We start from the raw sequence: 26,231 nt of genomic DNA, 5'->3' as shown, positions 1-26,231 counted from the left end.
GCCTTACTTTTTCGCTGCCACGGCGGCCGGCGCAGCCGGCTTGGCTGCAGCCGGTGCGGCTACCGGGGTGGCTACATTGCGTACCAGGTCGCCGTCATTGAGAAAGCCTGCGCCGCTGACGACAATCGTCGTGTCGGCCGTGACGCCGCTCAAAATCTCGATGCGGTCGCTCAGGCGCCGTCCGGCCTGCACCTTGATCTGGCTGACCCGCTGGTCGGGATTGAGGCGGAAGACATAGCTGAAGCCATCGCGCACGGCAATCGCCTGCTGCGGCACCGTCAGCGCGCCCGAGGTGCCCAGTTCGAATTCGCCGCTGGCGTACATGCCGGCCTTGAACGGCGCGTTGCTGCCGGTGCTGGCCGGCAGGTCCACGTAGACGAGGGCCGAACGCGTCTGCGGGTCGACGGTCGGGGCGATCATGCGCACCTTGCCCGTCAAGACGCTGCCGTTGGCTGCCTTCACTTGCGCCAGGGTTCCTGGTTTCAAATTGAGCAGCTCGGTGGCCGTCACTTCGGCGCGCCATTCGAGGCGGCCCTGGCGGATCATGCGGAACAATTCCGTGCCGGCGCCCACCACCGAGCCCACGGTGGCAGAGCGCGAAGAGATGATGCCGCTGTCGGGCGCCACCACCTGCGTGTATTTCAGGCGCAGCTGCTGCGACGCCAGCTGCGCCTTGCTTGAGGCGATGCGCGCGTTGGCCGTCTGTTCTGCCGTCAGATACTGGCTGATCTGCTGCGCGCTGATGGCGCCTGTGCTTTGCAGCGAGCGGGCGCGCTGCGCGTTGGCGGCCGCTTCTGCCGCATTCGCTTCCGCTTCCAGCACGGCGGCCCTGGCCTGCGCCACGTCGGCGTTCACCGTGTCGTTCGAGAACACGGCCAGCACCTGGCCGGCGCGCACGACGTCGCCGACATTCACGCGCACGTCGGTGAGGCGCAAGCCGTTCGACTCGCTGCCGATGACCGCTTCCTGCCAGGCGGCGACGTTGCCGTTGGCCTTCAGCTTGATGGGCAGGCTGGCCGTCTGCGGCTTGGCCGTGGTGACGGTGAGGGCGGGCTTTTGCGCCGCGTTTTTATCCTTGGCGTCGTCGGCCGCCGTGGAGGAAGGGGAGTACAGGGTAACGCCGGCGCCCAGCAGCACACACAGGGCTGCCAGCGCGAGCGCCATCGGTTTCAAGGTCAGTTTTTTCATGTTGTCGTATCCGTCAAGGTGCGTTGTTGGCGATGGCGCTGCTGCCGTTCCAGCCGCCGCCGGCGGCGCGGTACAGCGCCACCCAGGCGGCGCTGCGTTCGCGCTCGAGGTTGACCACCGTGTTTTCGGCGGCCAGGCGCGTGCGGCGCGCGTCTTCCAGTTCGATCAGGCTGGCCAGGCCGTTCTTGTAGCGGTCCTCGGTGGCGACAAACGACACGCGGTAGCCTTCCAGGGCCGTTTTGGCGTGGCCGCTGCGCTCGTCCGTGCTGGCCAGGTTGACCAGCGCCTCTTCCACTTCACGCACGGCCTGGCGCACGCCGGCGCGGTATTTCACCACCGCCTCGTCGTAGCGCGCCGTGGCCGCATCGACCTGGGCGCGGCGGGTGCCGCCGTCGAAGATGGGCAGGCTGACGGCCAGCGGGCCGATGCTCCATGTGCTGGCCGTGATGCTGGTGCCGCCGGCGCGGATATTGCCCTTGCCGATGGCGCCGGCCAGGGTCAGGCGGGGATAACGCTGCGCCTGCGCGCCGCGTACCTCGAAGCTGGCGGCCGCCACTTCGCGTTCGGCGCTGTAGACGTCGGGACGCTGGCCCAGGGTTTGCGCCGGCAGTTGCGCAATCGCCACGGGCGAGGGCAGGACCGCCGGGCTGGCCGCCAGCTTCTGGCGCAGCGATGCTTCCGGCATGGCCGACAGGGCTACCAGGGCCTTGATGTTCACGTCGCAGGCGGCCCGCTGTTCGATGGCGCGGCTGGCGCCTTCGGCGGCGCTGGCGCGGGCCAGGGCGGCGTTGGCGGGCGGCTGGAAGCCGGCGCCGGCGCTCAGTTCCGTCAGGCGTGCCGAGTCGCGGCGCGAGACGGCATCCTGCTCGGACACGGCCTGTAATTGCTGGCAGGTGCGCAAGGCGTAGTACTGGTTTGCCACTTCGGCGGCGACCGAGACGCGGGCCTCATGCCAGAGCGCGCGGGCGCTGTCGTAGCGCTCCTGCGCCGCATCGCGCGTGGCGCGGTTGGCGCCGAAGACGTCGATTTCCCACGACGCCTGCAGCGCGGCCTGCGAGGTGGTGCCGCCGGGCTGGGCCGATTGCTGGCTGGTGCGCACCACGCTGCCCGTCGCGTCGAGCTTGGGCGCCAGCGCGGCGCCGCTGGCGATGCTGTCCGCGCGCGCCTGCGCGATGCGCGTGCCGGCGGCGGCGATGGTCGGGCTGACCTGCTGCGCGTCGGCGATCAATTCCACCAGCAGGCTGTCGCCCTGGCCTTGCCACCAGCTGGCCAGGTCCGTCAGCTTGCCGTTATGCGGCAGCGGCGCCTGCCACTGCGCGGGCGCACTGGCGGCCACCGCCGCGGGCGGCCCCTGCAGGGCGCAGCCGCCCAGCGCCAGCACGATGCTGGCGGCCAGGGCGCGTTGAACGGTGCATCGAATAGTCGTCATGCTGGTCCTTCTGCTTGTCGTTGAGCGGTAGGGGGAGAGGGAGGATGGGCCAGGCGCCGGCGCTCCACGTCGGCCATGGCCAGCGCGTAGTCGGTCATGCACGCCAGCCAGGTATCGATGGCGTGCGGCGTTTCCATCAGTTGCGGGCGCAAGGTGTGCAGCACGTCGGCGCCGACCATGTGCTGCAGGGCCAGCGAGGCGATGGAGAACGCCAGCCGGTGCATGTCGTCGCTGTCGTCGGGCGCGCCCAGGTGGCGTGCCAGCACGCGCGTGAGCGCCTCGTGTTCGGCACGGATGTTCTGGTCGACCTCGCGCGCCCACAGGCCCGTCGGTTCGAGCATCTCGCGGCACCACAGGCGCATGCAGTCGCGCGCGATTTCTCCCTGCTGCATGGGGGCGAGCAATTGCGCATAAAAGCCTTCCAGGCTTTGGCGCAGGGTGAAATGCGGTTGTTCGTACAGGGCGATATTGTCTTGTGGATTCGACAGTTGATGGGAGAAGGCGGCGCGGTACAGGCCCGCCTTGTCGCCAAAATAGTAGCGGATGGCGGCCGCGTTGGTGCCGGCCGCCTGCGCCAGTTCGCGCGTGGACGTCTTGGCGTAACCTTGTTCGGCAAACAGGCGGATGGCGCTGAGCAGCAACCGCTCGCGCGACTGTTCGCCATCGGAACGGGGCTTGCGCCCGTCGTCGGCATTTGGTGTGTGGGAAATGTTTTTTTCAATCATGTCGGAGATTTAATCATATATCTCAAACGATTGATATAACTAAATCGCTTGATTTAGTTAAGGAAAGATGAAGATGCGGTAAAACGCGGGCAAAAAAAAAGCCCGCGAACTGGCGCGGGCTGAATCCAATGTTCAGGGAACGAATTGGAGGAGACAGTTCCACTATAGCGCTGAAAATGGTGCAGTGCAATACCGTAGAACTACGGTATCGGCCCGTTTTGCATGGCAAAAAAACCATATTTTATGTTGCGGCGCACCGGGATCAGGGCTTGCTGCGCAGCGCCAGGGTAAACGTGCTGCCGGAACCGTAGTCGCTGTTGAAGAACAGGGCGCCGCCGATGGCGTTGGCCAGGTTCTGGCACAGGTACAGGCCCAGTCCCGCGCCTTCCACATGGCGCGTGGAGGTGGAATCGAGTTGCGAGAAGGCCTGGAACAGCTTGGCCTGGTCTTCTTCCTTGATGCCGGCGCCGCTGTCGGCGATGCTCATTTCCGTCACCAGCACGCCGTCTTCCTCGCGCTGGGCCAGGCAGATGCGCACTGTGCCCTGTTCCGTGAACTTGATGGCGTTGTTGAGCAGGTTGATGAGGATTTGCGTCAGCGCGCGGCGGTCCGTGTCGATGATGACGGGCGGCTGGCCCGCTTCTCCCAGCGCCATTTCCAGCGCCAGGCCCTTTTGCTGGGCCAGCGGGCGCAGGGTGTCGGCCACTTCGGCCATCAGGTCCTGGCAGTGCACGGGTTCGATCGACAGGGTCAGTTTGCCCGCCTCGATCTTGGCCACGTCGAGGATGTCGTTGATCAGCGAGAGCAGGTGGCGCGCGCTGGCGCGGATGGTGTTCAGCTGCTTGTCCTGGTCCGACGTCAGGGGGCCGGGCAGTTTCATCAGCAGCGCGCCCGTGAAGCCGATGATGGCGTTGAGCGGTGTGCGCAGTTCATGCGACATGTTGGCGATGAAGGCGGACTTCATGCGGCTCGCCTCGGCCAGTTCCAGGTTTTTCAGGGCGATTTCGCGGTTGATGGTTTCCAGTTCGGCCGCATGGTGCGCCAGGCGCATGTTCAGCTCGATCACCTGGCGCTCGCGCGCCTGCAGTTCGCCGTTGACCTGCACCGCCTGTTCATACGTGGAGATCAGCAGGTCGAGGATTTGCTGGCGTTCCGCATTGATGAAATGCTTCTGGTCGCCCAGGTACAGGGCGATGCCGATTTCCACATTCTGGTTCTTGCGCAGCTTCTGGTTCATCAGCATGTGGCTGATGCGGTTGAGCAGATAGTCTTCCGCGTAGGGCTTGCGGATGAAATTGTCGGCGCCGCACTCGATGCCGCGGATGATGTCCTTCGGGTCGTTGAGCGAGGTGACGAGGATCACGGGGATGTCGCGCAGGGTCGGGTCGGACTTGATGGCGCGGCACAGGTCGTAGCCATTCATTTCAGGCATGACGATATCGGACAGCACCAGGTGCGGCTTGCGCTCGCGGATGGCGGCCAGGGCCAGCTGGCCATTCGCCGCCACGCGCGCGTTATAGTGCAGCGACTGGATCAGGCGGCGCAAGCGCTCCGCCTGGGTCGGGCTGTCCTCGACGATCAGGATCTCGATTTCGTCAGGCTTGATTTGGTTGTTGGAGTCCACAGACCTCTCCCAGGATTTCAGTGTGGTGATGCTGGGCGCGGTGAGCGCGCAATATCGACATCGTATGACTATATCGGATTTAGGTCTGTAAAAGTAACTTCCAAGTAACTATTTTGCCCACAGGGAATGCTGTGGCCGCTTGTCAGTTTTCGCCCTGGAACTGGCCTGCGCGATAGGTCAGCACGAGGGTGTCGCGGTGGCCGTGTTCGCCGATGGGCTGGATCGGCGTCGATTCGTGGATCACGGCAGCGTCGTCGAGCAGCAGCAGCGACCATGGCTCGGTCAGGGTAAAGCGTTTGCCATTGGGACCATCCGCTTCGAAGATGCGCGTCTCGCCGCCCTTGACCTGTTCGCGCCCGATCAGCAGTACGGCGACGAAATCGACGCCGTCGCGGTGCGCGCCTTCCGGCGTGGGACGGCCGATGCCATCGGTCGTATCGATGCGGAACTGGTGCGCCTCGATGAACCACGGCTGGCTGCCCTTGACCTGCGAGCAGGCGTCGCCCAGTGCGCGGATCAGCTGCTGCCAGGCCGCTTGCGCGACGATAGCCGGCTCGACCGGTTCGAACAGGCGGTGCATGCCGCCGTGCAGGGCGTTGTATTCCACCGGCTGCCAGTGCGGACGGTGCGCCGTCTGCGTCAGGCGCTCGCCATCCTGCACGAAGCACGAATGGCGCCGGCGGCGATAGCGGCCGCCATCCTTCAGGTAATTGTCCAGCGCCAGGGTATTCCAGCTTGGTTCCAGCGCGCGCAGCGCGTCCAGCGGGCAGCCGGCCAGCGCGGCCACGTCCTGCGGGCGCAGAACGGCATAGCCGTCATCGCGCAAGGCGTCCTTGACGTGGGACGGGTCGGTAAAGATCGGTGCGGAAGTGCTCATGGCGGTGCGGGCCGGAACGCGGCCTGTCTCAGTTTATCCAGCCTGGCATTCTACGACTTCGCGGCGTTTCCTGTGCAGTGCGACAGGAATTATTCTTGTTTACTTAAAAATTCTTTACCAGGGTCAGACGCAGCGAGCGCGACTCCACCGGATGGAAGTGGATGTCGTCGACGGGCTGCGCCTCGCCGGGCAGGCGCGAGGCATAGTAGTAGTCGATGGCCGAGTCGCGCCGGTTGGCCAGGTTGTAGCCTTCCATTTCCACGCGCCAGGTCTTGTCGACCTGGTAGGCGATGCGCCCGTTCAGGCCTACGCTGGCGGCGGAGCGCACGCTGTTGTCTTCGATCAGCGGGCGCGGGCCGAAGTAACGCAGGCGCAAGGAGCCCGACCACCGTCCCGGCGGCGTCAGCGTCATGGCCAGCTGGGCCACGCCCTCGATGGCGCCGGGGATGAAGTCGCCCGCCGGGGCGCTGCCGCGCGAGCGTGCGCGCGCATATGCGAGGTCCAGGTCCAGCGACAGCCAGCCGGCCGCCTTGTAGTAGCTGGAAAACTCGATGCCGTAGCGGCGGCTGGGGCGGCCCGCCTCCGTGGCGCCCGCGTCGCCGATGAACAGCAGCTCGGAATCGAAGTCCAGGCGGTACAGCGACAGCGAGGTTTGCAGGCCGGCGATGGCGGCGCTGCGCAAGCCCAGTTCCAGGCCGCGCGAGCGCACCAGGGGCGTGACCTTGTCTGCCGCCTCGCCCGTCTTCGGGTCGAGCGTGATCGTCGTGCCGCGCGCGTCGTTGCTGTGAAAACCGTTGCCGATGTTGAGATACGCTTCCGTGTCGCGCCACGGCCCGGCGATCACGCTCAGGCTGGGGCTGAACAAATGGTCGCTGGCCGTGCCCGAATTTTCCGGCCGGTCACTGCGCACGTCAAAGCGGTAGGCGTCCGCGCGCAGGCCGGCCACGGTGCGCAGCGATCGCGACCAGCGCGTGCTGTTTTCGCCATACACGCCGATGCTCGTTTCGACGATATGGTCTTGCCGCGTGGTCGACACGATCTGCCGCTGGCGCGTGGTGTACAGGCCATTGTGGATATTGTCGTTCTGCAGTTGCAGGCCGATGGTGGTGTCGCTGCTGCCCCTGTCCGTGTGGCGGTGCCAGGTGTGGCTGGCGTCGAGGCCGGCCGTCACGCGGCGGTCGGGCTGGGCGAACTGGTCGCCGTTGAGCGGATCGTCCAGCGCATACGTAAAGTTCGAGAACAGGGCCAGGCGGTTGGCGATCACGTACGCGCTGCCCCTGGACGACGCGTCGTCCGTCGTCTGGCGCCAGGCGCCCGACAGGCTGTAGCGCTGCGCCTTGCCGCCGTCGCTGGCATCGATGGCGTCGAAGCGGCCCAGGCTGCCGTCCCGCACGGCGCGCAGCGGAATCTGGTCGGTGGCGTTCCAGCTGGCGTCGTACGTCATGGCCGTGACGTTGAAACCGTTGTTGGCATAGCCTTCGCTGTAGCGCAGCACGCCATTGCGCTTGCGGTAGCGGTCCGGCTGCGAGAAAGGGCCGTCGTTGTGCTGCGCTTCGAGCGCGTACAGCAGGCTGCCGTCGCCCGCATCGACGGAGTCGGCCAGCAGGGCGCGGCGAAAGCCGTTTTGTCCGATGCCGGCGCTGGCGACGCCCTGCGTCAGGCGATTCGCGTAGACGACGGACGCCGCTCCGGCCGAGGAAAAGTCGCCTTGCGCCGCCGCATACGGCCCCTTCCTGTAATCGAGGCGCATGGCCAGTTCGGGGATCAAAAAGTTCAGGTCCGTCCAGCCTTGTCCGTGGCCATGGCTGCGCTGGTTGACGGGCATCTCGTCGACGGTGGTGCGCAAGTCCGTGCCGTGATCGAGGTTGAAGCCGCGCAGGTAGAACTGGTTGGCCTTGCCCTCGCCGCTATGCTGGCTGACGATCAGCCCCGGCACGGCTTCGAGCAATTCGCCGGACCGGTAGCTGGTGCGCGCGTCGAGCTGCTGTTGCGTGACGCTGCCCGCGTTGGCCGAATCGGCCACGCCCAGCTGGTTCAGGCGCGAACCGTCGACGAGCACGCGCTGGAAAATGTCGTCGGCGTGGGCGGCGGTGGCGGAAAACAGGGCCGCGAAGAGGAGCGAAAGGGAGCGTGGCGTCATGGGGGGCGGGGATTAGCGGATCGGCAGTTCCGTGTTCTGGCGGTCGAACATCAGCGTCTGGATGGCGCCGCTGTCCTGCACGTTGAGGGTGTTGCGCTGGCTGGGCAGGAAATCGATCAGCAGCTGGTTGTGGATGCGCGTGGCGGGGGCCAGGCGCGTGCCTTCGATCTCCTGGAAAATCACCACGTTGTCGGCATTGACCTTCATGCCGACCCAGTTCAGGCGCAGGCGCTTGCCATCCGGCCCCACGAGGTAAAACTGTTTCTCGACATAGCGGCGCAGCGCCGCTTCGCTGTCTTCCCGGCTCAGGTCGAACTGGCGCTGGTACAGATTCGTCAGCAGCGCCTCGACGTCGTGGCCCGTGTAGGTGTGGACCACTTCCGTGCTGCCGCTGGTCCCGTTATAGCGGATGTCGGCGATACCCATGTGGAAATTATGGGCGGCCGCGGCCATGCTGGCGCAGGCCAGCGTGGCGGCCGCCAGCGCACGCCAGCGCTTCATGCCTCGTCGCCCTTGGCCGAGCCATTGCTCTTGCCTTTCAACGGCGGATGAAAGTCGCGCATCAGGTTCTCCTTGGGTGATTTTTCGCTCTTGAACAGTTCCAGGCGCGAAGGCGTGACCTTGTGCGCCGGAGGCGGTGCGGTAGGTATTCGGGGTGAAGCCGAACGGTATGCGCATGCTCACCTTGACGTTGTTGTAAGGAAATAGTGGCAACTATTCTATACGCAGGGTGGCGCCATCGTTGTTTCGATGTGCAAGAAAGAAAGGCGGATGATGGACCGGCTTTTTGCCGGGCGCGGTCAGGGGGGGCTTTGCCTGATTTTGCTGGGGAAAGCAGCGCTTTTACTCGCTTTTCATCAGGCTGTCGCGCAACTGGTTCAGTTGTTGTTTCATGTCCACAATCTGTTCCACGCTGCAGTGGCTGGCCGTCAGGATGGCTTCAGGCAGCAGGGCCGCTTGATGGCGCAGCTGGTCGCCCTGCTGCGTGAGGGAAATGATGACCTGACGCTCGTCGCTGGCGGCGCGCGTGCGCGTCAGCAGGCCCGATTGCTCCATGCGCTTGAGCAAGGGCGTCAGGGTGGCCGAGTCGAGGAACAGGCGCTCGCCCACTTCCGACACCGTCAGGCCGTCGCGCTCCCACAACACCATCATCACCAGATACTGCGAATAAGTCAGGCCAAGCTTGCGCAGCAGCTTGCGGTACAGCTTGTTCATGGCAAGCGAGGTCGAGTACAGCGCAAAGCACAGCTGGCCGTCCAGGCGCGGCACCTGGTGCAAGGGGTTGGGGGAGGTGGTATCCATGGGCACAGTATATATAGTGCGCTACTTAGTTGCAAGCGACCTCAATGCCGCCAATGCCTGCGCGTCGAGCCTGAGCGCGCCGGCGGCGACATTCTCGCGCAGATGCGCCACCGACGACGTGCCTGGTATCACCAGCATGTTCGGCGCGCGCTGCAGTAGCCAGGCCAGCGCCACCTGCATCGGCGTGGCGTGCAGGGCGGCTGCCACCTGGTTCAAGGTATCGGACTGCAGCGGCGAAAAGCCGCCCAGGGGGAAGAAGGGCACATAGGCGATGCCTTGCGCGGCCAGGGTGTCGATCAGCGCATCGTCCGCGCGGTGCGCCAGGTTGTAGTGGTTCTGCACGCAGACGATGGGACTGAGCCGCTGTGCCTCGGCCACCTGGCCCGCATCGACATTGGACAGGCCGATATGGCGCACCAGGCCTTCCCGCTGCAGCTGCACCAGCGCGGCCAGCGGCTCGGCAAGCGACGAGCCGTCCGGGCCGTCCAGGCCCGGCGCGCGCAGGTTGACCACGTCGAGCACGTCGAGGCCCAGGTTGCGCAGGTTGTCGTGCACGGCGTCGCGCAGTTGCTGTGGCGATGCGGCCGGCAGCCAGGACTGGTCGGCGCCGCGCATGAAGCCGATCTTGGTGACGATGGTCACGCCGTCGCGGTATGGATGCAGCGCTTCGCGGAGGATCTGGTTGGTGACGTGGGGGCCGTAAAAGTCCGACGTATCGATATGGTTGACGCCCAGTTCGATGGCTGCGCGCAGCACGGCGACGGCGGCGGCGCGGTCCTTCGGCGGGCCCCAGACGTGCGGGCCGGCCAGTTGCATCGCGCCATAGCCGAGGCGGTTGAATGCGATGTCGCAATGGGCGGGCATAAATCGGTCGCTGGCGGGGGAATACGTGTGCATGGGAGCTCCTGTGTAGTGGTAAGGGACGGGAGCGGCCATCGTAAGGGCGATTGCGCTGTATGATAATCGGGTCAATCCGGCACAGGCTGTACTTATTTACGCACAATCTCGCCCCGTGAAAGCTCTCCTCATGCATGCAGACAACCCTTCCATGGCCGACCTGTCCGCCTTTGCCCTGGTGGCCGAGCACCGGGGTTTTCGCCAGGCCGCGCGCGCCAGCGAGCAGTCGGCGTCCGCGCTGAGCGAGGCGCTGCGCCGGCTGGAGCAGCAACTGGGCATCCGCCTGCTGGAGCGCACCACGCGCAGCGTGACGCCGACGGCGGCCGGCGCGCTGCTGCTGACGCGCTTGCGCCCGGCGCTCGAGGAAGTGAGCAGCGCGCTCGATGTGCTGAACGACTTGCGCGACAGTCCGCGCGGCACCTTGCGCCTGAACGTGCCCGTCAACGCGGCGCGCTTCTTTTTGCAGCCCATGGTCGACCAGTTCCTGCGCGCCCATCCGCAGATCAGGGTCGAACTGGTGGTCGACAATAATTTTGTCGATGTCGTCGCCAGCGGCTGCGATGCCGGCATCCGCTATGGCGAGCGGCTGGAGCAGGACATGATCGCCATCCCGATCGGCCCGCGCACGCAGCGCTTCGCGGTGGCGGGCGCGCCCTCCTACCTGGCGCAGCGCGGCGTGCCCGAGCATCCGCGCGACCTGTTGCGGCACGCCTGTCTGCTGGGGAAATTCCTCAGTGGCGCGATTCCGCCGTGGGAGTTCGAACGGGATGGGCAAAAAGTGAGCGTGGAGCCGGACGGCCCCGTGATCGTCACGCCGACGGCGGCCGACTTTGCGGTCAGCATGGCCATCGCCGGCCATGGGCTGGTGTATCTGTTTGAAGAGTGGCTGCAGCCGTACATCGATGCGGGCCAGCTGCAGCCCGTGCTGGAAGACTGGGCGATGCCCTTTCCCGGCCCGTTTTTATACTATGCGGGCCGGCGCCACCTGCCCGCGCCGCTGCGCGCCTTCATCGATTTCGTGCAGGCCAATTTTGCGCCGCCTCTCCCGCTTCCTCAACCGGCCGGATAGCGCTGGCGCAGCAGCTGCAGCATGGCGACGTTTTGTTCCCACGCGTCGCTCACGGGCTGCTGCGTGTATGGCAGCGTTTGCGTGTAGGGCGCCGGGCCGAATTCCGGCGTGAACGTCATGCGCTCGGCGCCGGCCGCGCGGCGCAGGGCGACGATGGCGTCCCACCAGGCCAGGTGGGCGTCGAGCGCGGGCTTGGCTTCCGGCGCGCGGAAGTCGGCCACTTGCGGCCCCTGCGCATGGCCCACGCGCGCATGCACGTGGCGCACCAGCGGCAGTACCTGCGCCAGGGTCTGCGGCTGGTCTTCCAGCAGCGATTCGCAGGCACAGCACCAGTGCGACAGGTCGGCCGTCAAGGGCAACTGCGGAAATTGCTGCAGATACGGCAGCAGCAGCATCGGGTGGCCGGAAAATCGGCTGCGGTGGATTTCATGCACGATGGGCACGCCGTGCTTTGCCGAGATGGCGGCGGCCAGGTCGATCAATTCCGCGTTCTGCGCCTGGGTATAAAAATCTTTGCCCGTGTGCGTGTTGACCAGCACGGGGCGGGCCAGGCAGGCGTTTTCCAGCAGTTCGGCCAGGGCGGCGCGGTGCAGCTCGAAATCGCCGTGGAACACGGTTTCCCACTGCGCGGCGATCAGATCCAGGCCCGCATCGGCGATGCGCCCCGTCCACTCCTCGCGCAGGGCGGCGTCCAGCGGCAGCGACATCTCGATGCCGTCGAAGCCGGCCGTCAGTACCCTGTCGATGAAGACCTCGGGCGGCAGGTCGTTATTGCCCCAGTGGGCGGCGAAGACGTCGATGCGCATCAGACGAAGCCCCGCACGGGGAAGGACGCGTCGCGCTGTATCCAGTTGTGGGCCGCGTATGCCGTCCGGCCGTCGGTGGCGTGCAAGGTATAGGCGTGGCGCGAGACGGGCGAGCGGTTCGGCGCGCTGTAATGGGGCAGCAAGCCGTGGAAGCAGACGAGGGCGCCCGCCTTCACTTCGAGCGGCACGGCCGTGCTGTCGTCGGGCCAGGGCATGGCGTCGAGTTTTTCCACGCGCACGGCGTCGCCGTTGCGGATGAAGCGCTCGCGCAGGGGGCCGCGGTGGCCGCCCGGTTCGGCCCACAGGCAGCCGTTGTCCAGGGTCGCGTCTTCCAGCGCGAACCAGAAGGTGGTCACGCTGATGGGCGTGGTCTCGAAATACGTGGCGTCCTGGTGCCAGCGCACTTCGCCGCCGATGCCGGGCTGTTTGAAAATGTACATCGATTGCCAGACCTGCGCATCCGCCAGGCCCAGGTCGCGCGCGACTTCGGCCAGTTTCGGGTCGGCCGAAAAAGCGCGGAAGACGGGGTCCAGGTCGTGCATGGCGTGGCCGATCTTGTTGATCGACAGCGATTTCGCCTGCTTCAGCTGGCCGTCTGCACCGAACGCCTCTTCTTCGAAGAAGCAGCGGATGGTGTTGTCGGAGGCGAGAAAATAATCGTTGGTGTTCTTCGCCTGGTCGCGCGTGGTGAAGATCGACTGGCTGACGCCGGGATCGAATTCGTTGACAATCTGTTCGGCGCGCGCGCGCAGGGCGGCGATCTCGTCCGCGCCCTTGAAATCGGGCAGGATGATATAGCCGTCGCGTTGGTATTGGTCTTGTTGTTCGATCGTCAGCATGGCGGCGGCTCCGGAGATTGGTAGAAGGCGCCATTGTAGGATGGGGACAGTGCGCAAACAATCGCCCAGCGGTTGACAGATTGTCGCCAAAGCGCAGACAATCTTTGACATGGATCAACTAAAAGCGATGGAAATCTTTGTCGAAGTGGCGCGCCAGCGCAGCTTTACGCTGGCCGGGCAGCGCCTGGGCCTGACGCGCGCCATGGTCAGCAAGACCATCATGCAGCTGGAAGAGCGTCTGCATGCGCGCCTGCTGCACCGCTCCACGCGCGAAGTGAGTTTGACGGACGCGGGCCGCGCCTATCTGGCGCCGTGCATGGCCACCGTCAGCCAGGCGCAGGAAGCGGCGCGCATGGTGGCGCACGTGGCGCAGGCGGGAGCGGGTGCGGAGCTGGCCGGGCCGCTGCGCATTCAGGCGCCATCGAGTTTCGGCAGCGCGTGGCTGGCCGACGCCGTCGCCCGTTTCAGTTTGCTGCACCCGCAGGTACGGGCCGAACTGTTTGTCGACGATGCGCTGCTCGACCCGATACGCCACGGCTTTGACTTGACCATCCGCGTGGGCGGTATCCCGGACAGCAGCGCGCTGGCCATGCGGCCTTTGGCGCCGTGCCGCGCGGTGCTGTGCGCCAGTCCCGCCTACCTGGCGCAATGGGGCGTGCCGCAGACGCCGCAGGACTTGTTACAGCACCAGTGCCTGCATTTCAGCCACCTGACCGATGGCACGAACTGGCATTTCCAGCGCGGGGAAGGCAACAAGCAAGAGGACGTGAGCGTGCGCGTGCAGGCGGGTTTTACGGCCAATAATGGCCTGGTGCTGCACCAGGCGGCGCAGCGGGGGCTCGGCATCGTCTACAGCACCACGTTTCTCGCCTGGCGCAACCTGCTCGATGGCAGCCTGCTGCCCGTGCTGTCCGGCTGGGACCTGCCCCTGAATCACTTGAGCGCCCTGTATCCGGCCAGCCGCCAGCCGTCGCCCAAGGTGCGCGCGCTGATCGATTTCCTGGTGGCCGAATACCAGCCCGTGCCGCCGTGGGACCGCGAGCTGGCAGCGGCCGGATTTTTCAGCTGACGGTCAATTGAACGCGACGGGTTCCACTGTCCACGCGCCATCGGCATACACGCGCTCGTCGTCCAGGTAGACGGCTTCGGTGACGGCGAAGATGTCGACGTGGTAGCGCGCATCCTTGCGCTTGAATTGCGGTTTTGCATACACGCCGTGCTTGGCGCCCAGCGACAGATGGATGCCGCACATGCGCTCATACGTGCCGATGTCGTTGACCAGCTGTTCGCGCGAAAAGGCGCGGTTCATGCCGAAACCCAGTTCGCGCACCCACACTTCGCCTTCATGCGCGCGGATGATCTCGAGCATGGCCAAAAATTCCGGCGTGGCGTTTTCCGTGCCCGTGACTCTGCCCTTGTCGATGATCAGGGTGATCGGCGTGTCGGGGCGGTTGACCATGAAGTGCGTATCGCCAAAGACGAAGATGCGCACGCGCCCGTTCACCGTTTCCAGGTCCTGCGCTTCCGTGAATACTTCGCCCAGGGGGAACTGGCCGCCGATATTGTTCATGCCGCTGTAGTCGCCGATATTGAGCTTGGCCGATTCGAACGGGGAAGCAAACACCAGTTGCTCGCCGCCGCTGTCGACCATGCCGTGGCGGGCGCCGTCGATGCGCGCTTTCAGTGCATGGCCGACGCCGCGGTAGTAGGCGGGATCGTAGGCCAGCGAGGCGATGTAGTGCAGCCCCTGCACGCCAGGCATGCGCGACAGATGCACGTGCTCGATCACTTTCAGGCCCCGCTTGAACAGCTCGATGCGGATGCGGAACGCTTCCAGGCGGAAGCTGGTTGACTGGATCAGCACGACGAGGCTGCCGGCCGGCAGTTCGGCAAACGCGGCCAGCACGGCGTCGGGCGTGACCTCGTCGAAATCGATGAAGGTGGCGTCCGGCAAGGCCTGGCGATACGCTTCCGTCAGTACCACGTTGAGCCAGCTGCGCTTGTCGCAGACGATCAGGGACGGTTCGTCCGGGCGGTGGCGGATGGCCATGGCCAGCAGGTCGGCCACGTTTTGCGCGGCCACTTCGGTGGCGGCGGCGCTGATGGCGTCGAGCCGGCTGGTGTCATTCTCGGGAAGCGTCATGGTGCGAAGGTGGGGGGCGTGAAGTAATCGCAGCATTATAAGGTGATTGCTGCTGGGCACACCATTCCCCATCCGGCGGAGGACAGGCGTCTGCCGGGTCCCTGATTATCTTGTGCAGTGCTTTACGGCAATGTATTATTTGATAAATGGTATAGCAGCGAGCCTGGAAGCGGCCCGGCGCAGCGGCAAAGGCGCGCATGCGCACGGTGGCATGCTTCCAGTGAAGCAGGGACAACAAGCCAACAGGCGAAGACTAAGAGTGTGATGTGATGAGCATAATTGGACAAGATATTCCCATGGAGCGGCCGGATACGGATGGCCGTGCTGCCGTGTTCGTTCCCGTCACGGGCGTCAAGGAAGATGTCCTGTTGACCATACGCAAAGGGGCGGCCATCGTCGGTTTTGCCAACCACGACCGCACCATTACCGTGTATTTTGAGAGCAACCGCTTTGACGACCCAGCGCTGGCCAAGTGGGAGCACAAGGCGCGCAAGGCCTACGACCGCCTGGTCGACAATGCGCCCACCGTGTCGAAGCTGACCACCAGTCCCGCCAATTTCGAGCAGATCGGCTATATCAATGGCAAGGGCATCACCATCCGCCGCATGGAAAGCCTGCAGCGCTGGCTCGCGTATTCGGATGCGATGGAGTCTTGCCCGGCGACGGATATTATTCCGCGCACGGTTATTGCAAAATCTGAAAGCGTCAAGGTATAAGAGCGGTTGATAAAACGCCCAGGGCGTTGTTGCCTGCCCCTCGCCGTACTGAAGTACTGTCTTCGGGGCGGCGCCTAGCCCTGAGCATTTTCTCAGCCGCTCCTGGTGTGCATACGGGAGCCAACGATGTTGTCGGATTACGCGCGGCTTTGCCCCGCCTCGGCGGCCCCGCTAATCCGACCTACGCGACCTACGCCTGACCTCGCTCACGATCCCCATCACACCACGACGATATTCGCCTGCGCCTTGAGCGGGCAGGGCAGGGTGTCGTCGAAGGTGATTTCGATGGCGCTGGCGACGAACATGCCGCCGATGTGCTGGGCGGCGATGTTGGGCGGCGTGCCGGGCTTGGTCAGGTTGACGTCCTGGGCGAAGACGAAGACCCGCCAGGTGCCGTAGACCGTTTGATCATATCGCAGCAGGGTGCGGTAAGCCCGCTTCAAGTCCAGGCTGCCCGCGTACACGCCGTCATTGGCGCCCGGGTCGAAGCCCAGGCCGTTATCGGTCAGCGATTCCACGAAATACAGGCCCTGCGGCGCCTGGAACAGCACGAACGCGTACAGTTCCGTGCCGCGGAACACATTGCCATTGTCGCGCTTGAAACTGGCGCGCAGCCACAACGGTTCGTACGCTTGCACGACGGTGGGCGTATCCGTTTCCACGGGCCCCGCCACATGGATGTTGACCTGCGTTTCGGTGACGGCATGCTGGTAGGTGGCGCCCGTGGTGAATCGCTGATATTCCCAGCTGATGTCGGCCGTGTACGGCAAGCCCGCGTTCGGTGCTTCCGGCAACACCCATTGCGCCACCACTCTTTCGGCCAGCGTCAGTTCGCCGGCGGCCGGTGGTGTTGCTTCCTGGCCACGCCAGAACGGGTCGGCGATATCGGAGCAGGCGACGGCGATGGCGCCCGAAGCGATGGCCGAGGCCACGCCCGCCACCGTGAATTCGGGCTGGCCCGAGCCGGCCCCTTCCAGCGAGCAGCAGTCGACGCTGGGATCGGTTTCCTCGAACGGACCGCCCACACTGAAGCTGGCCTTGCCGGAACCGAGCGCGGCAGAAATGATGGCGACCAGGGCGGCGATGATGGCGATGATGATGGCGAGAACCTTCCACCACGGGTCGGAAAACGGCAGATCCACATGCGTGCCCGCGTAGGCGGGATTCGGCGTCCAGACGAGGGTCATGCCGGTCGGCACGATCGGGCCCAGGCCGGGCGGGCAGCGGCACTCCTTCCCGTCCGTGCCCGTGCTGCCCCAGCGCTTGCCCGGCAGGTGGCCTTGCGGCTTGGACAGTTCCAGGGTGCCTTCCTCGACCGTGCACGTGTAGGTGTTGGTGGCGCTGTCGAAGCGCGTCTGCGAGACGAAGATGTGCTGGATCGAACGGTGCGGCGTGTAGCCGTCGGCCTTGGCGACAAAGCTGACGAGGCGCTTGCCGGGCGCCGCATGCTGGAAGTCGGCATCCCACATCACCAGCATGGCCGCGCCGGCGGGAATGCTGGCAAAGAAAAAGGTGCGCGCCACGGGCACGATGCCGGGGTCGCCCACGCTTTCCAGGTACACGGTGACATTGTTCAGGGCGCTGCCGGACATATTGGTGACGTGGGCGGCGATGCGCAAGCCATAGATGGCATTGTCGAAGATGCCATCGGGCAGCATGATATTGGTGACGGGCTCGATCGCGAACGGCCGCGTCAGCACCTGCAGGGGGGTGTCGCTCATGATGCTTGCTCCTCGGGGCTTTGCTGTTCTTGCGCTTGCTCTGCTTGCTCTTTCTCCAGATCGGTGACGACATACGTGACGCCGCCCAGTAGCTTGCCTTCCTGGCTTTCCAGCACGCGCAGCAGCGCATACTGGCGTGGCGGCAAGGCTTCGGCGCGCACGCTCAGATACACGGCCTGCGCCTGGCCGCGCGGCACGTCCAGCGCCAGCTTTTGCTCGCCGGGCGCGTCGCCATTGCAGTGGGGCGTGCGCGCCAGGCCCGCTATCAGGCGAGCGTCCCTGGCTGGCTGCCAGCGCTCGAGGCCCAGGGTGGCCAGCAGGTGCTCCGGCAGCTCGCCGCCATACTCGATCTGCAGTTCCACTTTTTTCGTTTCACGGGGCAGGGCCGCCACCGCGATGGCCAGCAATTGCGCGCGCCGCGCCGCCAGCACCACGTTGACGTTGCGCTGGGCGATCTGCTCGTGCTGCTTGGGCTGGAAGGGAAAACCGTTGGGCAGCGGGTCGGGCAGCGGGTTGACGTCGCCAGGCCCGTGGGCCACGGCCAGCAGGCATTCGTGGCCGCCATTGACGATGACGGGAACCCATGGCACCAGGCACAGCACTTCCTGCGTGGCGCCGGGCGGCAGGTCGGCAAACGCGGAACCGATCTGCGTGGCGGCGCCGACGGCGATCTGGCCGGAAGGATCGGCCCAGTAAAAGTCCACGCGCACGCCGGTCGAGGCGCTGTTGCCCGTGTTATGCACGCGGCCCCACAGGTAATTGCTGGTGCCGGCGATGGGCGCGCCGGGCGGGCCATTCGGATCATTACCGGGCACGACCCAGATATCGGCGCTGTCCCACCAGGGCTGGCCGTCTTCGATGATCAGGTGGGCTGGCATGGCGTTCTCCTTGTCCTTGGCCTGTGCTTGTAGCTTAGGCCCCGGCGGTGTAGGCTTTTTGATTGGTATCAATGCACGGGAAGACGGGGCCGGTGCACCGTTGTCTTGCCCGCGTAAGGTACTATTGCGGCAAAACGCAGTGGAATGACTTCAGGAAAAGGTTGGAATGTGCTTGAAACAGTGAATGACGTTTGCATCAACGCCGCCTGCGGCCGGACCTTGCCGCTGCGCGTGGCGCATTGCCCGTTTTGCGGCGCGCGCCAGGCGGCGCAAGCGCCGGTTCTGGAGAAGGTAGTGGCGCCGCCCCCGGTGCCGCGCATGCCGCCGCCGGTGCCGGTCGCGCCGCCCGTTCCTGCGCCGCCGCCCGCGCCCCAGCCTGCCGCCGCTCCCGCCCCCGCTTCCGTCCCCAATCCCGTCGCGCCAGCGGCCACCGCGCCAATCAAGGCGCCGCCCGCGAAACCGGCCAGCAAGGGTTCGGTGCCGCCGCCGCGCCCGCCCGTGCGCTTGCGCACGTGGATTGCGGCGGCCGTGGTGCTGACCGGTATCTGGTTTTATAACAAGCCGGCCGACAAGCCGGCCAGCGTGGCGGAACAGGTCGAGATCGCCACTGCATTGGCGGCGCAGTGCGACCTGGATGGGGCGCGCAGCGCGCTGGCCGTGCTGAAAAGCGCCAAGGCGCCCGCCGCGCAGATCAAACGCTTGCAAGCGAACATCAGCAAGTCCGCCGCCGCGTGCGACAGGCAACAGCAGCGGGCGCAGGCGTGGACGGCGCTGCAAGGCGGCGTCCAGCAGGCGCTCGATGCGGGCAAGCCGGAGCTGGCCGCCACGCGCCTGGCCGCCTATGTGAAGCGCTGGGGCGACGATCCCGACACGCTGGAACTCGACGCCAAAGTGAAAGTGGCGCAAGCCAGCGCCCAGCTCGACCTGGCCGACGCCTGCCTGGCCAAGGGGGACCGGGTCTGCCTGGAAAACAGCCTGATCGCCGCCGAGCGCTACAAGCGGCCGGAACTGGCGGCGCGCACGCAGGCGCTGCGCACGGCCTTGTCGCAATTGCTGGAACGCTCGCTGCTCGATGCCTCCCCCGGCCAGTAGCGCCAACAACTAAAACGCCCGCCGCGGCCACGCGGGGCGGGCGCAGCTACTCAGCCTTACTCTTGCGGCACCAGCGCCAGCGCCGCGCTGAAGTCGCCCATCGGCCTGCCGCCATTGGCCACCAGCGCCTTGTCGCGCGTGCTCAAGCCGTCGAGCACGGGCAGGCCAAAGCGGTGCGTGATGGCGCGCAGGATCGAAGCCGAGTCGTATTGCGTATGATCAACCAAACCCTTTTTCACGTACGGCGAGACGAGGATGGCCGGCACGCGCGTGCCCGGGCCCCAGCGGTCGCCCTTCGGCGGCGCGGCGTGGTCATAGAAGCCGCCGTTTTCATCGTAGGTAACGATGACCAGCATGTTTTTCCATTGCGGACTCTTTTTCAGCTGGGCGATGACGCTGGCAATGTGCGCGTCGCCGTCGGCCACGCTGGCGTAGCCCGCGTGCTGGTTCAAATTGCCCTGCGGCTTGTAGAAGGTCACGGGCGGCAGCTTGCCGGCGCCCGCGTCGGCCAGGAACTGGCTGTCGAAGTCGCGCAGGTGGGCGGCGCGGTAGGCGGGCGCTTTCACCGGGTCCATATTCGCAAAGTAATTGAAGGGCTGGTGGTGGAACTGGAAGTTGGGCGGATTCGGGAAGCTGCCGGCGCGCGCGCTGGCCGTGGCCAGGGCCGTCGTGTCCTTCCAGGCGCCCGCATACCAGGCCCAGTCGATGTTCTTGCCTGATAACAGGTCGCCGATGTTCGTCTGCGTCTGCGGCGGCAGGGTGTTGGCCTTGCCCGTGTCCGCATACAGCTTGCTGCTGTCGGCCGATGCCGGGGCGTTGCTGCTGGGCTGGAACGGCGGCTGCATGGTGTTGACGGCGTAGAACATGCCGGTGCTGTCGGCCGGCGTCAGCGCGCCGTCGTTGGCGTAGGCGGGCGCGCCGTTCAGGACCGTGGTCGGCGCCGTGGCGGACGGCGTCAGGCGCACGAAGTTGCCGTTGGCGTCGACGTCGATCTTCGCGATCGAGCCCTTGGCCACCGAGGTGTCGGCGTTCGGATAGGTGGGCGCGCAGGCGCAGATCAGGTACTGGTGCGTGAGGAAGGAGCCGCCGAAGGCGCCGATGAACAGGTTGTCGGCCAGCGCATATTGTTTGGCGATGTCCCACAGCTGCATCTTGCTGCCGTCGTAATAGCCCATGGACAGGCCGCCCGCGTCGGAATAGGCGGCGAACTTGTCGTTGGCGCCGCCGTTGATCTGCATCTGGTTGTTGTAGAAGCGGTGCACGAGGTCGCGCGTGATCACCGATTGCGGCAGGTACAGGGGGCTGCCGGCATCGTCGATCTGGAACGGCTTGTTCGGCAGGTTGGCCGATTGCGCCTGCGTGATGACGGTGCTCTGGCCGGCCGCCGTCATGCCGCCCCAGGTGGGCGGCAGCACGGGCAGGGTGCTGCCGTCATAGTCTTTCTGCGGCACGTAGGCGGAAGTCGATGTGGGGTTCACGCCCGGCACGCCGTTCGCGCCCGGGAAGAGGCCGTACAGATTGTCGAAACCGCGGTTTTCCGCATAGATGACGACGATGGTCTGGATATTGTTCAGCGCCAGGGCGCCGTTCAGGGCGGCCAGCGCGTCGGCCGGCGCCGCTTGCGCGCTGGCGCTGGCGATCAAGGCCGTCACGCTGGCGTTTTCCGCCTTCAGTTTCGCCAGCTCGTCGCCGCTGGCCTTGTTGAAGTCGGACGCCAGGCCCGCTTCCGACACGCCCAGTCGCGCGGCCAGCTTGCCGCTGGCGGCCGCAAAGTCGCCGCCGTTGCCATCCATGACTTGCGCCAGTTCCGTCGACAGGGCGCTCACAAACGCGCTGTGGCCGGCGGGAGCGCGCAGCAGCAGTTTTTGCGTCACCTTGCTGCCGGCGTCGCCGATGGCTTCATGGCGGATGGCGTCCGTGCCGACGGTTACCAGCACGGCGCCCTGGCCGTCGAGCGTGTAGCTGCCGTCGGCGGCAGTGCGCACGGTGGCGGAGCCGCTGTCGCATGTCAGTTTGGCGGTGGCGCTTTCCAGGCATACCTGGGCGTTTTCATAGTAGCTGCCGATCACCTGGCCCGTGGTGCTGGGCGTGATCGCATAGTCGCTGCCGCAGGCGGCCAGGCCCAGCGACAGTAACAACGGCAGGGGCCGTAAAGAGGTTTTTGCGTGCGAGTTCATGTTCATGCCTTCTGGGTGGAAAACGTCGCATGCTAGGCAGGCAATATGTCAGCTGCGTGACATGTCAGCGCCTGTTACATGACGTAATGTACGGACTTGATACATTACGTTTTGCAGGGGCTTGTCACGTAGCGGTCACATGCCGTTGCTACGCTGCCAGCCCATGATGAAACCGATGCCCTCCCTGCTGCTTGCCTGTGTAGCCGCCTGCCTGCTGGCCGCCTGCCATCCGGCAGCGCAAAAAGAAGCCGCGGCCAAGCCCGCCTATCTGGCGGGCGCCTATGCGCCCACCCTGCAACGCCAGCCTTCCGTGGCCCAGATGACGGCCATGGGCCGCGCCATGTTTTTCGAGCCCAGCCTGTCCGTGTCGGGGAAGATGTCATGCGCCAGCTGCCACAGTCCCGAACACGAGTACGGTCCGCCCAACGCGCTGGCGGTGCAGCTGGGCGGCCCGGAACTGAAGGATGCGGGCACGCGCGCGGCGCCCTCGCTGCGCTACCTGCAGACGGCGCCTGCCTTCACCGAACATTTTCATGACGACGATGGCGACGACAGCGTCGATGCGGGCCCCACGGGCGGGCGCAACTGGGATGGCCGCGCCAGGTCGGGCCACGAGCAGGCGCTGGCGCCCTTGCTCTCCAAGCGCGAGATGGGCAACCGCGACGGGGATGCCGTCGTCGCCAGGCTGCGGGCCGGCCCCCTGGCGGCACAGTTCCGTCAGACGTATGGCGCCGATATCTTCGAGCAGCCGGGTCAGGCCTTGCGCTGGGCGCTGATGTCGCTGGAAGTGTTCCAGGAAAGCCCGCTAGATTTCTATCCGTACACGAGCAAGTACGACGCCGTGCTGCGCAAGCAAGCCAGCTTGAGTCCGCAGGAAGCGCGCGGCCTGGCCCTGTTCAATGATGAGCGCAAGGGCAATTGCGCGTCCTGCCATATCAGCCAGGTCAGTGCCGGCGGCGCCTTTCCCCAATTTACCGATTACGGCTTGATCAATATCGGCGTGCCGCGCAATGGCAGACTGCCGGCCAATGCGGACCCGGCGTTCTTCGACATGGGCTTGTGCGGCCCGGACCGCACCGACTTGATGGAACACAAGGAATATTGCGGCAGCTTCAAGACGCCGTCCCTGCGCAATGTGGCCCTGCGCAAGGTGTTTTTCCACAACGGCAGCTTTACCAGCCTGGAACAAGTGCTGCGTTTTTACGTGCAGCGCGACACGGCGCCGCAAAAATGGTATCCAAAGGATAAGAACGGCAAGGTGCGAAAATACAACGATATGCCGCCGGGAATGGAAGCGAACGTGAACGTGGACGCGCCGTTCGACCGCCAGCCGGGCCAGGCGCCCGCCCTGAACGCGGCGGAGATCGCCGATGTGATCGCCTTCCTGCGCACCTTAACGGATGGCTATCGGCCGGCCCCTGCCGCACATTGAGCGAGACATTGAAAAAATAGGCTATGTCACCGTCAGATGTGGGAATGCCCCCAGCGTTGCTTTCAATAAGGTTTCTGGTGAGCGGATACACCTGGCGTACCGACCGGGAGTCGAGCAGGCAGTCGGCATAATCGAGTCACAACGATTTATGGCGCAGGCGAGCCAGCGGCGTGCCGGTGAGCGCATTGAAGGTGCGCCCGCAAGGCACGCAGCGGTAGTGCTGCAGGCCGCGCGCATGGCCATGCCGGTGCAGGTGGGGCGAGTGGCAGGCGGGACAGGCCAGGCGCGGCTGCGCCACGCCCTCCAGTAGCCCGACGGTCGCGTCGTGTGGCGCGTTGCCACGCAGCAGGGCCATGCCTGTCTGCCGCTGGCGCCGGTTCAGGCGAGTAAACTGGGCGATAAAGCGGATCCATTTGGCTGGCTGCATGATCTGCTCCCTGTGTGGTGGGTATGCAGAGTCAGACAGCACCGCCAACGGAAGATTCCCGCATGTCCCCTACTTGCCGATGACAGAGCCAAAAATATCAAGATACCATTGCTTACAACTACGCTACAAAAGCCTGTTTTTATGTGCGTTAGCGCACGCTAGAAAATTTTAGGCAGGTGTATATTGCGAACTGATCTGTGTCTTTTGATAACAATGAAAGGGAATACCATGAAAGTAAGCAAAAATTGGATGACCGTGTGCGCCGCCGGCATGATGGTTGTGGCACTGGCTGCCTGCCAGAAGAAGAGCGATGTTGCCGCAGGTCCTGCGGAACAAGCTGGCCAGAAGATCGATGCGGCCGCTGCCAAGGCTGAAGCCGACATCAAGGCCGCAGCGACCAAAGCTGACGCCGCCGTGAGCCAGGCCGCTTCCGAGACGGGCGCCAAAATGGACCAGGTCGCCGCTGACGCCGACAAGAAAATGAGCGAAGCGGCCGATGCCGTCGGCAAGAAAGTGGAAAAAGCCGGTGAAAAGATGCAGGACGCCGCGCACAAGTAATCATCGTAGTCACCGCGCCAGGACCTGCTGACGCCGGTCCGGTTCCCGCAGCTGCCGTCAGGTGACGGCAGCTGCGGCGACGCCATCGCTCGCTTGGCCGTCTGGCGTCAACGTCGCCGTTCCAGCCGTCTCCGTCCTGTCCGCCTCGTCCGTCCCCCCCAGCACCACGCTCAAATCGACAAAGCCGTCGCGCCACGCGCGTTCCAGGTCTTGCTCCACCGCTTCCAGGGTCGTTCTTTCCACATGATGAAAACCGCGCAAGCCATACGCCCGGTTGCGTCCGTGCGCCTTGGCCAAGTACAGCGCCATGTCGATCAGGTTGACGCTGCGTTCCCACGTGAGCGGCCGTCCCAGCGGCGCCAGCGGATAGGGCGCAAAGCCCACGGACACCTGCACTTCGATGGTCTGTCCCTGGTAGTCGATGCTTTGCGCCGCCATGCCGTTGAGGATGCGCCGCGCGATCTCGTCGAGCCCGTCGCGCGCGACGGCCGGCAGGAAGGCAAGGAATTCCTCGCCGCCCCAGCGCACGATCATGTCCGTTTCGCGCAACACGTCGTGCAGGGTTTCGGCGATCGTCGTCAGTACCAGGTCGCCCGCCGCATGGCCGTAGCGGTCGTTGATGTGCTTGAAATGGTCGACATCGAGCAGGAACAGCGCGCCGACGACGTCGCCGCCGGCATAGGCCGGCTGCGGCTTGCCCGCATGGCTGCGCATGAATTCCTGGAAATGGCGGCGGTTGTACAGGGCCGTCAGCGGGTCGCGCGAACTCTGGCGCTTGAGTTCCTGGTTTTTCACCTTCAGCTGCACGTTCGCATGGCGCACCTTGCGGTACAGCAAGCCGACGATGGCGGACGCCATGGCCAGTACCAGCGCCAGCAGCCACCACACGCGCTGCTGCAGGCGGCGGTTGTCGATTTCGGTGCTCTTGAGCTGATTTTCGCGGCTCAGCAGCTCGATCTGGCGCTGTTTCTTTTCCGCCTCATACTTTTCTTGCAGCTCATACACGGCCTTTTGCCGCTGCTTCTCGAACAGCTGGTTGGAAATGCCGCGCTCGCGGTGGTATGCGGCGACGGCGCCGCGCATGTCGCCGGCCTTTTCCAGCGCCATGCCGTATTCCAGCAGCACGGCCTGCATTTCCGGCTGGTTGGCCGTGCGTTCATAGTAGGCCAGGCCCGTGGCCACGCTTTGCTTGCCTTCCTGCAGCCGTCCCTGGCCGATCAGCGCCTGGCCGATATTGAGCCGCGCCGTCGCTTCCACCTGTTCATCGTTGACGAGGCGCGCCGCCGCGATCGCTTCATTTGCATAGCGCAAGGCGCGTGCGTAATCGCCTTCCTTCAGGTAGCTGTCCGACAGGTTGACGAGGGTCACGGCGACCATGCCGCGCGCGCCCAGCTGGCGTTCCAGCGCCAGGGCCGCCAGCAGGGCGCGCTGGCCCCGCTGCGGCTGCTTCGCGTCGAGCGCCAGCCCGTATTCCGTATTCTTTGCCTGCGCCATGCGCCCCGGTGACGCCAGTCTCGCGGAGACTGTCAGCAACTCGTCGAGCACCTCGAAGCCCTTGTCGTATTCGCGCATCTGCGTGTACAGCAGGGTGAGGGCATTCAGGGCGGCGGCCAGGCTGGAGGGGGACTTGCTCTGGCGCGCCAGGTCGACGGCCGCCTGCAGTTTGGCCAGTGCAAACGGGAAATTGCCTTCCTCGGCCCACGACTGGCCCGCGCTGATGGTCGCTTGCACGCGCACGGGCAGGTCATCCGTGCGGTTGGCGATCTTTTCCGCTTCGAAGGCCAGCAGATGCGAAGCGCGGCCTTCGTTCCTGGCAAACGTGATGTAGGCCTTGTTGAGCATGCCTTTCGCCAGCGCCACATCGCTCTTGTTCATGCGGGCGTAGGCGATCAGCTCCTCGGCCAGCTGCATGGCGATATCGTTCTGCCCCAGGCGCATGCGGGCGTTGCTCAGTTGGGTAAGGAATTCCGCGCGCACGGGCAGGGGAGCGCTGCGCGCCTGCGTTTCGACTTCCTGCAGGCGCTGCAGCGCGCGCGCGGGCACGTAGCGGCCATCGTCGCGCACGGCGGCGAGATACTGCTCAAGATCGCCGACCTGGGCGCGTGCGGCAGGCGGCAGCAAGCAGGCCAATACCAGCAGCCAATGCGCCTTTCGCCATGATGCCCGTCTCTGTCTGCCTGCCAACGTCCCG

The 26,231-nt window shown here is 65.3% G+C and carries 22 protein-coding genes and 1 pseudogene; 6 read left to right on the top strand and 17 right to left on the bottom strand.

Features of this window, described 5'->3' with window-relative positions; all coding sequences use genetic code 11:
- Window positions 1-3: 3 nt before the first annotated feature.
- The 9 genes from ACQ4W4_RS05380 to ACQ4W4_RS05340 form a co-directional block, all read right to left on the bottom strand.
- Window positions 4-1,188, bottom strand: coding sequence for an efflux RND transporter periplasmic adaptor subunit (locus tag ACQ4W4_RS05380; RefSeq protein ID WP_436541065.1), 1,185 nt, complete (start codon window positions 1,186-1,188; stop codon window positions 4-6).
- A 13-nt stretch (window positions 1,189-1,201) separates the two neighbouring features.
- On the bottom strand, window positions 1,202-2,617 hold the full coding sequence (locus tag ACQ4W4_RS05375) for an efflux transporter outer membrane subunit (protein WP_436541064.1): 1,416 nt from the start codon (window positions 2,615-2,617) through the stop codon (window positions 1,202-1,204).
- Complete coding sequence (locus ACQ4W4_RS05370; protein WP_436541063.1) at window positions 2,614-3,342, bottom strand: CerR family C-terminal domain-containing protein; 729 nt, start codon at window positions 3,340-3,342, stop codon at window positions 2,614-2,616. Before ACQ4W4_RS05370 ends, ACQ4W4_RS05375 begins: the two co-directional genes overlap by 4 nt.
- Window positions 3,343-3,604: 262 nt before the next feature.
- Window positions 3,605-4,966: a hybrid sensor histidine kinase/response regulator gene (locus ACQ4W4_RS05365; RefSeq protein ID WP_436541062.1), complete on the bottom strand. Its 1,362-nt coding sequence runs from the start codon at window positions 4,964-4,966 to the stop codon at window positions 3,605-3,607.
- A gap of 142 nt (window positions 4,967-5,108) precedes the next feature.
- Entirely contained in the window at window positions 5,109-5,843 is a 735-nt protein-coding gene (locus ACQ4W4_RS05360; RefSeq protein WP_436541061.1) for a 2OG-Fe dioxygenase family protein, read from the bottom strand.
- A 103-nt stretch (window positions 5,844-5,946) separates the two neighbouring features.
- Window positions 5,947-7,983 carry a TonB-dependent receptor gene (locus tag ACQ4W4_RS05355; protein ID WP_436541060.1) on the bottom strand — a complete coding sequence of 679 codons (2,037 nt, stop codon included), beginning with the start codon at window positions 7,981-7,983 and terminating at the stop codon, window positions 5,947-5,949.
- A 12-nt stretch (window positions 7,984-7,995) separates the two neighbouring features.
- Window positions 7,996-8,484, bottom strand: coding sequence for a DUF6702 family protein (locus tag ACQ4W4_RS05350; RefSeq protein WP_436541059.1), 489 nt, complete (start codon window positions 8,482-8,484; stop codon window positions 7,996-7,998).
- A gap of 342 nt (window positions 8,485-8,826) precedes the next feature.
- Complete coding sequence (locus ACQ4W4_RS05345; protein ID WP_436541058.1) at window positions 8,827-9,285, bottom strand: MarR family winged helix-turn-helix transcriptional regulator; 459 nt, start codon at window positions 9,283-9,285, stop codon at window positions 8,827-8,829.
- A gap of 21 nt (window positions 9,286-9,306) precedes the next feature.
- A complete protein-coding gene (locus tag ACQ4W4_RS05340; protein ID WP_436541128.1) occupies window positions 9,307-10,149 on the bottom strand; it encodes an oxidoreductase in 843 nt (280 codons plus the stop codon).
- A 163-nt stretch (window positions 10,150-10,312) separates the two neighbouring features.
- Between ACQ4W4_RS05340 and ACQ4W4_RS05335 the strand changes: the two genes are divergently transcribed.
- Window positions 10,313-11,251 (top strand): LysR family transcriptional regulator, encoded by a 939-nt coding sequence (locus ACQ4W4_RS05335; protein WP_436541057.1) that lies wholly within the window; start codon window positions 10,313-10,315, stop codon window positions 11,249-11,251.
- Here the strand turns inward: ACQ4W4_RS05335 and ACQ4W4_RS05330 are convergent.
- Both ACQ4W4_RS05330 and ACQ4W4_RS05325 read right to left on the bottom strand, forming a co-directional pair.
- Window positions 11,236-12,057, bottom strand: coding sequence for a sugar phosphate isomerase/epimerase family protein (locus ACQ4W4_RS05330; protein ID WP_436541056.1), 822 nt, complete (start codon window positions 12,055-12,057; stop codon window positions 11,236-11,238). The two genes, ACQ4W4_RS05335 and ACQ4W4_RS05330, sit on opposite strands and share 16 nt — an antisense overlap.
- Window positions 12,057-12,896 carry a phytanoyl-CoA dioxygenase family protein gene (locus ACQ4W4_RS05325; protein WP_436541055.1) on the bottom strand — a complete coding sequence of 280 codons (840 nt, stop codon included), beginning with the start codon at window positions 12,894-12,896 and terminating at the stop codon, window positions 12,057-12,059. Before ACQ4W4_RS05325 ends, ACQ4W4_RS05330 begins: the two co-directional genes overlap by 1 nt.
- A gap of 109 nt (window positions 12,897-13,005) precedes the next feature.
- Here ACQ4W4_RS05325 and ACQ4W4_RS05320 point away from each other — a divergent pair, with 109 nt between their 5' ends.
- Window positions 13,006-13,965 (top strand): LysR family transcriptional regulator, encoded by a 960-nt coding sequence (locus ACQ4W4_RS05320; protein ID WP_436541054.1) that lies wholly within the window; start codon window positions 13,006-13,008, stop codon window positions 13,963-13,965.
- 3 nt (window positions 13,966-13,968) lie between these two features.
- On the opposite strand, the gene ACQ4W4_RS05315 is transcribed toward ACQ4W4_RS05320, so the two are convergent.
- The gene (locus ACQ4W4_RS05315; protein WP_436541053.1) at window positions 13,969-15,039 is read right to left on the bottom strand and encodes a M29 family metallopeptidase; all 1,071 of its coding nucleotides are present in this window, start codon (window positions 15,037-15,039) and stop codon (window positions 13,969-13,971) included.
- A gap of 296 nt (window positions 15,040-15,335) precedes the next feature.
- Here ACQ4W4_RS05315 and ACQ4W4_RS05310 point away from each other — a divergent pair, with 296 nt between their 5' ends.
- Window positions 15,336-15,755 carry a hypothetical protein gene (locus ACQ4W4_RS05310; RefSeq protein WP_436541052.1) on the top strand — a complete coding sequence of 140 codons (420 nt, stop codon included), beginning with the start codon at window positions 15,336-15,338 and terminating at the stop codon, window positions 15,753-15,755.
- 218 nt (window positions 15,756-15,973) lie between these two features.
- Here ACQ4W4_RS05310 and ACQ4W4_RS05305 read toward each other — a convergent pair whose 3' ends face one another.
- Both ACQ4W4_RS05305 and ACQ4W4_RS05300 read right to left on the bottom strand, forming a co-directional pair.
- Window positions 15,974-17,476, bottom strand: a complete 1,503-nt coding sequence (locus ACQ4W4_RS05305; RefSeq protein ID WP_436541051.1) for a hypothetical protein — start codon at window positions 17,474-17,476, stop codon at window positions 15,974-15,976.
- Window positions 17,473-18,354 carry a hypothetical protein gene (locus tag ACQ4W4_RS05300; protein WP_436541050.1) on the bottom strand — a complete coding sequence of 294 codons (882 nt, stop codon included), beginning with the start codon at window positions 18,352-18,354 and terminating at the stop codon, window positions 17,473-17,475. Before ACQ4W4_RS05300 ends, ACQ4W4_RS05305 begins: the two co-directional genes overlap by 4 nt.
- A 168-nt stretch (window positions 18,355-18,522) precedes the next feature.
- On the opposite strand from ACQ4W4_RS05300, the gene ACQ4W4_RS05295 reads away from it, so the two are divergent.
- Window positions 18,523-19,446 carry a hypothetical protein gene (locus ACQ4W4_RS05295; RefSeq protein WP_436541049.1) on the top strand — a complete coding sequence of 308 codons (924 nt, stop codon included), beginning with the start codon at window positions 18,523-18,525 and terminating at the stop codon, window positions 19,444-19,446.
- A gap of 56 nt (window positions 19,447-19,502) precedes the next feature.
- Here ACQ4W4_RS05295 and acpA read toward each other — a convergent pair whose 3' ends face one another.
- On the bottom strand, window positions 19,503-21,623 hold the full coding sequence (acpA, locus tag ACQ4W4_RS05290; protein WP_436541048.1) for an acid phosphatase: 2,121 nt from the start codon (window positions 21,621-21,623) through the stop codon (window positions 19,503-19,505).
- A 166-nt stretch (window positions 21,624-21,789) separates the two neighbouring features.
- Here acpA and ACQ4W4_RS05285 point away from each other — a divergent pair, with 166 nt between their 5' ends.
- A complete protein-coding gene (locus ACQ4W4_RS05285) occupies window positions 21,790-23,055 on the top strand; it encodes a cytochrome-c peroxidase (RefSeq protein ID WP_436541127.1) in 1,266 nt (421 codons plus the stop codon).
- Window positions 23,056-23,200: 145 nt separating this feature from the next.
- Here ACQ4W4_RS05285 and ACQ4W4_RS05280 read toward each other — a convergent pair.
- Window positions 23,201-23,482: pseudogene (locus ACQ4W4_RS05280) on the bottom strand (transposase); the annotation flags it as partial.
- A 228-nt stretch (window positions 23,483-23,710) separates the two neighbouring features.
- Here ACQ4W4_RS05280 and ACQ4W4_RS05275 point away from each other — a divergent pair.
- On the top strand, window positions 23,711-24,040 hold the full coding sequence (locus tag ACQ4W4_RS05275; RefSeq protein ID WP_086138952.1) for a hypothetical protein: 330 nt from the start codon (window positions 23,711-23,713) through the stop codon (window positions 24,038-24,040).
- Window positions 24,041-24,097: 57 nt separating this feature from the next.
- Here ACQ4W4_RS05275 and ACQ4W4_RS05270 read toward each other — a convergent pair whose 3' ends face one another.
- Window positions 24,098-25,951 (bottom strand): sensor domain-containing diguanylate cyclase, encoded by a 1,854-nt coding sequence (locus ACQ4W4_RS05270; protein ID WP_436541126.1) that lies wholly within the window; start codon window positions 25,949-25,951, stop codon window positions 24,098-24,100.
- Between the last annotated feature and the right edge of the window lie 280 nt (window positions 25,952-26,231).

It is taken from the genome of Janthinobacterium glycogeni (genome assembly GCF_051380725.1).
Classification (GTDB): domain Bacteria; phylum Pseudomonadota; class Gammaproteobacteria; order Burkholderiales; family Burkholderiaceae_D; genus Janthinobacterium.
The sequence above is the reverse complement of the archived record's forward strand: the minus strand, read 5'-3'. Positions and strand labels throughout refer to the sequence as shown.